Source organism: Scandinavium sp. M-37 (genome assembly GCF_043558715.1).
In the GTDB taxonomy this organism is placed as follows: domain Bacteria; phylum Pseudomonadota; class Gammaproteobacteria; order Enterobacterales; family Enterobacteriaceae; genus Scandinavium; species Scandinavium vulneris_A.
On sequence record NZ_JBIGIN010000075.1, the window covers coordinates 1 to 1979 of the forward strand.

At 53.2% G+C, this 1979-nt stretch carries 1 protein-coding gene; it reads left to right on the forward strand.

What is annotated here, in order from left to right:
- A partial coding sequence (locus tag ACG0Z5_RS23695; RefSeq protein WP_394451603.1) for an Ig-like domain-containing protein occupies positions 1 to 1979 on the forward strand: 1979 nt, incomplete at both ends.

A 1979-nucleotide genomic window follows, 5' to 3' on the forward strand; every position in this document is an offset into this window, starting at 1 on the left:
AACTTTGTTGTTACCGTTGATACCCATACGGCAATGACCATCACGGGTCTGCAGGATGACACCGGCACGGTAACCGGCCTGGTCGCTGACGGCGGACTGACCGATGACGCAGCGCCGGTTCTCACCGGGACCGCAGAGCCGGGCAGCACCGTGTATATCGAATCGACGGGTGCAGTGGGTGAACCCTACAGCTTCACTGTCACCGCAGGAGTCGACGGGAAGTGGAGTCTGCCTCAGACGTTCGGAGCCTACGGCACATTCAGCTACAGCGCGTATTCTGTTGATGCGGCGGGTAACAAAAGTGCAGCGGCGACGTTCCATGTGGAGTATGTGGCTCCGGAGCATGACGATACCACGGCGCCAGGTGCGCCGGTTATCACACAGGTCATTGATGATGTGGGCGGCACCAGCTATATCCAGGCCGGTGGCACTACAGATGACAACACGCCAACCATTGCCGGTACGGCAGAAGCTGGCAGCCTCGTGAACATCTTCGATAATGGTGCCCTGATAGGGACAGCGGTGGCTCAGAGCAATGGTATCTGGTCTTTCGATTCGCCTGTCCGTACTGATGGTATGCATAACTTCACCGCCACGGCAACCGATGCAGCCGGAAACATCAGCGGCGAGTCCGGCAGCTTTGTGGTGAACATTTCGGCACTGCAACCGTCTACCGGGGTCGAATCCTTCGAGCAGGTCGTTCACCCGGACACTATCAGCGACAGCTTTACGACGGATTCAGGTCTGACCGTTCAGATTCTGGCGGGGGATAGTCTGAACTGGAGAGATTATAGCGGCGCGAACCATAACCTTATGGATGATACTGGTGGAACGCATTTCCTGGACGTGGGGGAAAAAGGAATCCCCACTGATGATGATCTCGGCAGTGTTAAGATAAGCTTGCCAGGTACCGCAACTAGCGCGTCAATTGCACTTGTTAGGTCAGAAAGTGGTGAGCCGAACATCATTGCATATGATGCGCAGGGCAATCCTGTTCACGTCACGCTGACACAGGTTGACTACGCGGCAGAGGAAACCTTCATCCCGATGTCCAAGTATGTCATCACTGCTGATGCCGGGCAGCACATTGCATCATTCACCGTGGAAGATATTTATTATCTGGACACCATTACCTGGGGTAATGCTGACGTTCTTCCACCGGCAGCCCCGACTATCGACAGCGTTTATGACGATATTGGCAGCTCCCAGAGCTTTATTGCTAATGGCGCAACCACCGACGATACGGCCCCTACACTGAGCGGTCATGCTGAGGCCGGCAGTCTGGTGAATATTTACGATAACAACGTACATATTGGCACAGCCATTGCCAACAGCAACGGCCAGTGGAGCTTAATCTCACCGTTGCGCAGCGAAGGCAGCCACATCTTCACCGCGACAGCCACCGATGCGGCAGGTAATATCAGCAAATACTCCGGTGATTTTGCGGTGAACATTGATGTGCCTGACAACTTTGAGTTCGCCATTACCGGAGTCATTGATAATTATGGTCCTCATAAAGGGAACCTGTTAGATAATTACCCTGCGACGAATATACCGACAGACGATGTCACACCAACCTTGACCGGAACTTCCGAGGCAGGCAGTTTAATTCGGGTATACACATCACAGATTGTAGATGGGGCATCAGATGCCGTTACTCATTTGGGGTATTTCCTGGGAGAGACAACAGCTGATTCATCAGGCTACTGGACTTTCACCACACCAGTGTTGCCGTATGTGGCGGGGGGGAGGGAAAGTATACCGTTGATGGTATACAGCACCTCCCCATCGGGAGATGAGTCATCGGGAATTGTGATCGTTGCTACCACTCCTTATGACCAGGTACTCCATTCTTCACTGGATGTATCTGAGCATAGTGAGACTCTGACACTCGCTCAGATTGATGATTCACATACATTACCAGCAGCAGTCGATATGACCGACCATGCGCATAATACCCTTCAGCTCACGCTGAACGA